The sequence below is a fragment of the Microcoleus sp. S13_C3 genome (genome assembly GCF_036700905.1).
GTDB lineage: Bacteria > Cyanobacteriota > Cyanobacteriia > Cyanobacteriales > Microcoleaceae > Microcoleus.
This window is the reverse complement of the sequence record NZ_JAUBPT010000240.1, coordinates 1-8,360: the sequence shown is the minus strand read 5'-3', so window position 1 is coordinate 8,360 and position 8,360 is coordinate 1. Positions and strand designations below refer to the sequence as shown.

The window sequence follows — 8,360 nt, the reverse complement described above, 5'->3', positions numbered from 1 at the left end:
CCGCCATCCAGAGGGTCATCGCCTGCGCCGCCGTCGAGGGTGTCATTGCCATCGCCGCCGTCGAGGGTGTCATTGCCATCGCCGCCATACAGAGGGTCATCGCCTGCACCGCCGTCGAGGGTGTCATTGCCATCGCCGCCGTCGAGGGTGTCATTGCCAATATCGCCAACAAGCTCGTCATCAAATTCTTCGCCGTCGATAATTTGGTCGTTGCCTTCGCCAACATCAGTTGAGATAATTCCTTTACCTTGGGCATCTGCGATCGCCACATTCGCATTGCTAAGATTCAGGAACAGGAACTTATCAGGCTCGATCGCACTATCGTTTAATAGATCGACCGTGACTTCTTTCTCTGTCTCTCCCGGAGCAAAAGTTAAAGTAGTTGGTTCGATAGCAAAGTAGTCAGTTCCGGCCTTTGCAGTAGCGTCTGCGGTAGCAACTTGCACCGTAACTGGTGTAGCACTGGGTGGGTTCAGGGTGACGATAAATGTTAAACCTGGTGGCTCGATTTCGTTGTCGTCTACTTCATCATTGGTAGTATCGTCCGGATCTATCGGACCGAATCGGTAGTTATCAAAATCTTCTGGCGCTTCGGCATTGCTGACATACAAACTAGGCGTCCCAGTCTCCGTCGCCGCCTTAGTTGGAGTCGCCGTCGGAGTCTCCGTCGGAGTCTCCGTTGGAGTCGCCGTCGGAGTTGCCGTCGGAGTCGCCGTCGGAGTCGCCGTCGGAGTCGGTGTTGCAGCCGTGCCACCAAATTCGGGTCTGATATTAGTCGCCGTCCACGCACCCCGCCCTAGGGTACCCGCCACCAGCAGATCTTTTTCGGAGTTGTATTGCAACTCGCTGACGCGCACATTCTTGGGGAGTGCTGTGCCAAAAGTTTGCCAAGTTTCATTTGTACTCGCGGTATCGGGAGACGAGATGTAGTAAACGCCGCCCAAGCCGCCGACTAGGAGTCCGTCCTTACCGCCTGAGACATATTGAATTGTCTCCAACTGACCGGGGATTAACTTGTTAGTGACTAAATCCCCTGTAATGGGCTCCCAATTAGCCCCAGCGTCTTTAGTGCGCCAGACTGTTTTTGTATCCACCACATAGGCTTCTTGCCAGTTGTTGGGGTTCAGGACAATATCTTTAATCTGGTCTTTACCAGGGAAAGTGAGTTGAGTTAGCTCACCGCCAACAGTGCTGCGAAGCCGGATTTGATTTGTGTTAGAGGCGACGTATAAGACATCTGGAGCCAGAGCGTCCTTTAATTTGCCGCCGTAGGCGATCGCACTTACTTCCCCGCCGACATTCCCCAAGTCTTTTACGGTATCACCTTTGTTGATCGATTCATAGACCTTGGTTTCGCTACCGATGACCAACCGCCCCGGTTCAACTTTATTCACCTCCAGAGGAGTTACAAACGGCATTCCTGAATCGTACTGGTAAATAGTTTTTTCGGTTCCCTCAACTTTAAGCTTGGGACTTTTTCTCTCGCCAGCTACCTTCGGGTTATTTTTGTCAAACTTTCTATAGCTGAATTGTCCCAAGGATTGGGTGCCGAAATAGATCAGCGAGAAATCTTTGTCTAAGTCGTCAACGCGGACTCTACCGCCATCACCTCTTGCTATTTCGTTCCACACCACATCGCTGTCAAGATCTCCATAAGAAGCGCTGTTGTCCTGCGCCCCTCCAACAATCTTGTTGCTGACAGCATCGTAATCAATGGAGTGGAATTCGGTGTTTCGCAAACTGCTAGCCCCGCTGCCCATCAGAGGCACCCACGCTCCATCTGCCGAATTGGGAGAGACACGCTTGTAAATTCCGCCGTCACCGACCTCTATCAAATTGTTGTCGGCATCAAAAATCTTGCCGCGGGAATCGTCTTGTGGCTGTTTTACCGGCTTTTGGGGCGACTCCGGCGGCACCATGCTAGTCCAGATGCTACTACCTTTCGGTGGGAAAGCATCGCCTCGCAACTGTCGCCCTTCGCCGCTGTCGCCGCCTATGTAGACAACGTTGGCATTTGTGGGGTCGCCTGCGATCGAAAAGTGACTGTTCCCCTGATTTCCCTCGTTGACGCCAGCATTCTTTGGCTCTGTAACTATATTTCCCTTGTCATCCGTTTCGTAATATCTTGGGTTCGTCGTTGACACTTTCTTCTTTTGTACAACAATGGTCGGTTGCCCCATCGGTGTCCAAGTAGTACCCGCAGCAGCTTTATCTAACCGAAACACGCCCGAGAGCGTGCCACCCCGACCACCTTTCTTTTCCACTAACCCAGCATAGACAGGATTGCCCTCTGCCTTGGAAACCGATATCTGAATGTTGGAGGTATCGGGCCCGTATCCGGTGAGGCCAGTGTTGACGCTTTCCCAGGTTGCCCCACTGTCGGTGCTGCGGAAAATACCCTCATTCAAATTAGCTGTATAAAAGGTTGAGGTATTGCCTGGAACGTAATCTATGTCTGTAAATTCACCCTTGGGCAATTTTGACTTCGCGATAGCAGACACTTCCTCGACAGTGAAATTATTGTTGCCCGTGTCGGTAAGGCGAAACAATCCGCCTGGGACGTCGCTGTAGACGTTGCTGGCCCTGGCACTAGCCATAATAGTGTTGCCGCTGACCACAAGGCCGGAGATGTTTTTGTCTTGGAGAGTGGGGGCCTCGATAGCCGTCCAAGTCTCGCCGCCGTCAGCACTCCGCAGCAACAACCGATTCAATGCACCGCCCCGGCCATAGTAGGAACTGAAGTTGCCAAATCCTGCTACGAGAACCTTGGGGTTGTTGGGGTCTATGGCTAATGCCCCGATTGATAGGGAGTCGGCGTCGTCTGCTTTAGCTGTCCAAGTCGGATTGGGGTCTGTAGCGTTGGTGGTTTTCCAAATGCCTCCGTTGGTAGTACCAACCCAGATGATAAGTAATTGGACAGAATTAATTACACACTGATTTTTTGCTGATTCTTTACTAGACAAGGCTTGTAGCCCAAATTTTTGTGTAATTAATTGTGTCCTACTACTTATTGGGGTCGGTGGGGTGTGTAACTGCAACTTTAACGCCCCCCATAGACTGAATTTCTTTTGCTGCTAGAGCGTTGATGGGGTTTGGGCCTTGGGACTTCCAGGTTGGTGCCATGTTATTTTTCCTATTTTCTAAGTTGCTGCTTGATTCTGGGGTGCAAGTTCCCAAGGGATATTGACACAGAGTGATTGGTCACCCGCGAGTTTCGATTTGCCAAGGCGTAATTGCGCCTTGGCCGACAATAGAAACTGCACTGGTTGTGAAAGCACTTTGCTAGCGGGAGAGAGCGATCGCACCTGTTCACTTACGAGCGCGATTCATATCAGCATCTGCCCTGAGATAGATTTTATTATAGATTGGTTGCGATCGCTCAACTAATTCCCAGGAAATAAAAAATACCTGTTACAGTTCACAAATATCCAACTGCATATAGAACCCAAGCGATCGCGGCTTGACTTTCGCTATCTCTATTATTTCTGCCGGTGGCTGTTTGTAGAAGTCGGAAAAGTCGGATCTTCCAGTCGGAAAAGTCGGATCTTTGGCGATGAGGGTGGTTGAGGGTTGACTTTTAAGCGTTGTTGTGTAATAGAAATTGAATTTGCCAAATGGGTTCTATAAACATATAGAATTAATCCGCGTTAATCTGCGTGAACATCGGGTTAAAAATTAGTTATTTTTTGCCAAAGCTAACAATTTTCTTGCTAAAGTGCGATCGAGCAGACAATTCTCAGGCCATCTACGCTATTTATGCCGTACATAACTATCCCTAAACAATTTAGGGAACCTTCCAGGGTCATCAAATCTCAACTTTTTTTACGACCAAAACGCCTAGCCATTTTTGAAGCTTGTCTGATCGGTTTAATTTCAGGACTCGCTGGGGTTTTGCTAAAGTCAGGAGTCGGATGGCTGGGCAGTTGGCGAGTTGCTACCTCGACATTAATCCCAGCTTGGATATTACTGCCCAGTGTCGGTTTATGCGGCGGGTTGCTGACAGGTTTCTTGGTTGAGCGTTTTGCTCCGGAAACTGCCGGCAGCGGTATTCCTCACGTCAAAGCTGCTCTCGGCGGAGTCAATCTTTCCTTAGATTTGCGAGTAGCTGTCGCCAAACTTCTGACGACTATTTTAGCAGTTGGTTCCGGTTTAACTTTAGGAAGGCAAGGCCCGACTGTGCAAATAGGAGCATCTTTGGCAGGCTGGATAGGTCACTTGATGCCTACTTCCCCAGACTACCGCCGACAATTGATTGCTTGCGGTGCTGCTGCCGGATTGGCTGCTGGTTTTAACGCTCCCATTGCAGGAGTTTTGTTTGTAGTTGAAGAATTGCTGCACGACGTTTCGGGATTGACTTTAGGGACTGCAATTATCGCTTCATTTATCGGTGCAGTTGTCTCGCAGCTTTTGGGCGGCGATAGTTTAAATTTGAATCTTCGCGAGTACCCAAGTAGTTTTGAGGCTCAGGAAATTCCCTTCTACATAGTGCTAGGAATTTTAGCGGGATTGCTGGGAGCTTTGTTCACGAAAGGGATTATTGCTAGCTTGCAATTTAACAGGCGATCGCTCAAATTAGCTTTGCCCGTGCGAGTTGCTCTAGCTGGTATTATTTGCGGTTCAGTAATAGCTTTTCTCCCAGAAACTTTTCGCAACAATACGGGTTTGCGAGAGTTTTTGCTGACAGGTGAAGCAAGCGGCATCACGAGTTTAATTGCTTTTATAGCTCACTTTTTCCTGACAATTATTTCCGCTGCTTCTGGAGCTCCGGGAGGATTGTTTTCCCCTTCCCTCGTTATGGGTTCTGCACTTGGTCACATGGTGGGCATTGTGCAGGCAGATGTCCTGGGTATCGGTTTGCCGGTAACTTACGCTTTGGCGGGAATGGGAGCGTTTTTTTGCGCGGTTACTAGAGCGCCGATTACTGCGGTAGTAATTGTCTTTGAAATTACGGCGGATTTCAAATTAGTGCTGCCTTTGATGATCTGTTCTGTAGTTGCTTATTTAGTCGCAGAAAAGGTAGACAGTGGCTCGCTGTACACTCACCTTTTGGAGTTTAACGGCATTCAACTCACAAAGGCAAAAGCTGCCAGCAATACTTTGAGCGACTTGCACGCAGATGACGTGATGCAGCGTCGAGTTGAAACTCTTTCGAGTTTGCTGACTTTCGATGAAGTGATGCAGGCTTTTTCGCGATCGCACCACCGAGGATTTCCAGTAGTTGAAGATGGCAAATTAGTCGGAATTGTCAGTCAAACCGATTTGGCAAATGCCAGCGATCGCAATTTGTCCGGCAACTCGCTGCTTAAAGAATTTATGACTGTACAGCCGATCGCAGTCAAAGCAAGCGATACTTTAAGCGAGGTATTGTACAGGCTCAACAACTACAATATCAGCCGTTTACCAGTCGTAGAAGGCCGGCGTTTGGTGGGAATTATTACCCGCAGCGACATTATCCGAGTTGAATCCGATCGCCTCAGCGGAGAAACAACCCAGGGCCCGCATCCAGAACCTTCCTATGTTGTCTATCAAACCAGGGCTCCGCAAGTCGGAAACGGCCGCTTATTAGTGCCGCTTTCCAACCCCCAAACAGCACCCGCTTTGCTGCGGCTGGCGGCGGCGATTGCCCGCGATCGCAATTACGAATTAGAATGCCTGCAAATCATCATAGTACCGCGCAACAGTTCCCCCTCAGAAAGCGCAGTGCGGACAACCAAAAGCCGCCGCCTGCTACAACAAGCCGAGCGAATAATTCGCAATTGGAACTTGCCGGTACACACCCAAATACGGGTAGCTCACGACGTGCCTCACGCGATTTTGGAGACAATAAAGGAGCGACATATCGATTCAATTTTGATGGGCTGGCAAGGCGAATTTTCCACAAAAGGACGCATTTTTGGCGATGTGGTGGATACCGTAATTCGGCAAGCAGGCTGCGAGGTTATTTTGGTGAAGTGGAGCGAAAAACTATTAGCAACACGCAATAAAAATGAGTTTTCCCCCACTTTCAGCGGGCGCAAATATACGTCTATTGAATGGGAGTTAAAGCCGGAAAAAGTTGACGGCGCAGATAATCCCGCATTGGCCATATCCTCAGATTCATCAGCGACTCCAGAGACGGAACTTTCCCCGCCGAATTCAGACATTCCAGGGCCAGAACTGGGACTGCACACGCTGATGGGTTTGCACCGCTGGTTGGTACCTATTCGCGGCAGTTACAAGCAAGCTGCGGCTTTGCGGCTGCTACCTGCTTTGGTAGCTGCGAGTGCTGTACCGGAGATTAAATTGTGTCAGGTTCATCAGCCTTCTGTTGCAGAACCCGATCGCGGAGAATTAAAGCAAGCGGCGGAGTTTATCAAGCGCCGGGTTAGCTGTTCGATAATAGCGACTTCGGTTTGCGCTACATCGGTTTCTGATGCTTTAATTGATTTGGCTCAGAACGATCAGTGCGATGCGATCGTCCTGGGAGCAAGCCGTGAAGGGCTGCTGAAGCAGGTGATTCACGGGAATATCCCGGAAGCTGTGGCGCGCGGGTGCGACTGTACAGTCATTTTAGTGCGATCGGCCTCTTAGGAATGAAAAATAAATAACTTAATGAATTACTCAGGTTGGGGTACGGCTCGATAATTCCATTTGGGCAAATATTCGTCAAAAACAATTTGCATAGTATTTTTTAAATTATCAGCCACCTTTCGACCAGTTTGATAAACTTTATTAAGGATATTTACAGCTACAGATAGTCCCGTTTTAGTGTGAGTTTTTTCTACTAGAACTTTCACTAATTCTAAACTTGTAAAAATTACTCCTTGACAAGCCCTGGTAATATGAGGAAAAAGTCGATGTTCTATCGGATTATATTTAGATGTATAAGGAGGGTAATGAGCAATTCTGATCTCAATTCCTATTTCATTAACTAATTTCTGCAAATCTTCTTTAAAAATATAATGATTAGCATTATTACTACCTCCCCCATCACCGGATAGCCAAGATAGAATTAGCGTTAGGGTAGGCAGCTTTACCATAATTATTCCACCAATTTTTTAAAGACTCACAGGCGAATTCACTGGTATCTTTACTATTTCCTAATGTTATATATCCTCGGTTTTGTTGAGAATCATAAATTCCATGTGGGATCACTTTGCCGTGACCTAAACTCCAAAAATCATGATCGAAAGTAGTGACAGGTTCCTTTGTATAGAGAGTTCCCGGACGATACAAATTTCCTAAAACTTCTTTCTTTTTGGTATCAAAACTAATTATAGGATTGCTGGCTTCTCTATACTCTGCATGAAGTCTAGCAATGTTTTTAAATTGAGCATCCCGATTTTTATTAATTCCTATTGTTTGTTTTTTTTGAGCTTTTCGTTTCACATACCCATGCTTTTTTAATAACTTAGCAACTAAGGGGAGACTAATGGTAAGACCTGCCGCTTGTAGTCCCGAAGCTATTTCTTTGTGTGTCAAATTCGTCCATTTGATTAATTCATTCATTGGGTCTCCCGCCGTGTAATTTTTTAAAACTTCTAAAAATGCTGCATCAATGCCGATTTGAGTAAACAGAATACTTTTTCTTCCCCCTCCTTTCTTTCTGACCCGGGAACTATTGAGTGTCTCTGAGTCCATTTTTTCTAAATCTTCTATTCCCTTGACGATGGTGTTTCGACTGCATCCCAAAAGTTGCATTACATAGCTAATTCCACCCCATCCTAATTTTTGAGCTTCGATAGCTGCATACCTTCTTTTATCCTTTTCTGATAAGGATTTATAAAATTTTTTCATTTCTGACTCAATTGAATTAGAATAAGACATGGGTTTAAACGCCAATTAGAGTAGTTGAGTAGAAAAATCCGTTGTGAGTTAATCTCTGTTTGGGTGAAAATTGCAATAAGCGCACTTTTTTCAGTATAACCGATAATTCATCAACTTATTTATTTTTCATTCCTTAGCTAACCAGACGGGAATCCCCCTTCTTCCTGACATCTGTTAAATCTCACATCTTGCACCATTCTCAAGAACAGGCTTTTCGGCCTGTTCCACAAAGAGTGAATTTTTTTGTGGAACAGGCCGAAAAGCCTGTTCATAAAAAGCTTATTGAGAATGGTGCAACATCTCAGTTAAATCTGACATCTTGCAGCAATATCAATAAGAGGATTTTTCGTGGGGTCGGGCGGGTTTATAGAAGCTATTTGCAAGCTTTAAGGCTGTTGGCGAACCCGCCCCTACGGCTAATTGAGCATGGTGCAAGATATCTGTTAAATGCGTTGCAGAATTTCTTTCTTCTTATGGCGGGAGCATCTCATATTTGTAAAAATACTTCTTCTGGCTCCTTCCTTCTTCTGGCTCCTTCCTTCTTCCTCTTTCCT

Annotated in this window: 5 protein-coding genes; 2 read left to right on the top strand and 3 right to left on the bottom strand. The window is 46.9% G+C overall.

What is annotated here, in order from left to right; translation table 11 throughout:
• A partial coding sequence (locus QUA16_RS34480; protein ID WP_333181713.1) for a Calx-beta domain-containing protein occupies positions 1-2,963 on the bottom strand: 2,963 nt, incomplete at its 3' end.
• 793 nt (positions 2,964-3,756) lie between these two features.
• On the opposite strand from QUA16_RS34480, the gene QUA16_RS34475 reads away from it, so the two are divergent.
• Positions 3,757-6,570 (top strand): chloride channel protein, encoded by a 2,814-nt coding sequence (locus QUA16_RS34475; RefSeq protein ID WP_333102940.1) that lies wholly within the window; start codon positions 3,757-3,759, stop codon positions 6,568-6,570.
• A 26-nt stretch (positions 6,571-6,596) separates the two neighbouring features.
• On the opposite strand, the gene QUA16_RS34470 is transcribed toward QUA16_RS34475, so the two are convergent.
• Positions 6,597-7,019, bottom strand: a complete 423-nt coding sequence (locus QUA16_RS34470) for an ISAzo13-like element transposase-related protein (protein WP_333102941.1) — start codon at positions 7,017-7,019, stop codon at positions 6,597-6,599.
• Positions 6,970-7,806 (bottom strand): ISAzo13 family transposase, encoded by an 837-nt coding sequence (locus QUA16_RS34465; protein ID WP_333102942.1) that lies wholly within the window; start codon positions 7,804-7,806, stop codon positions 6,970-6,972. Before QUA16_RS34465 ends, QUA16_RS34470 begins: the two co-directional genes overlap by 50 nt.
• Before the next feature lie 245 nt (positions 7,807-8,051).
• Here QUA16_RS34465 and QUA16_RS34460 point away from each other — a divergent pair.
• Positions 8,052-8,360 (top strand): hypothetical protein (locus QUA16_RS34460; protein WP_333102943.1); only part of this gene is annotated, 309 nt, incomplete at its 3' end.

Excerpts from the sequence above, each read along its gene's own strand:
- QUA16_RS34475 (WP_333102940.1), top strand. The coding sequence starts at position 3,757 with ATGCCGTACATAACTATCCCTAAACAATTTAGGGAACCTTCCAGGGTC.
- QUA16_RS34470 (WP_333102941.1), bottom strand. The coding sequence starts at position 7,019 with ATGGTAAAGCTGCCTACCCTAACGCTAATTCTATCTTGGCTATCCGGT.
- QUA16_RS34465 (WP_333102942.1), bottom strand. The coding sequence starts at position 7,806 with ATGTCTTATTCTAATTCAATTGAGTCAGAAATGAAAAAATTTTATAAA.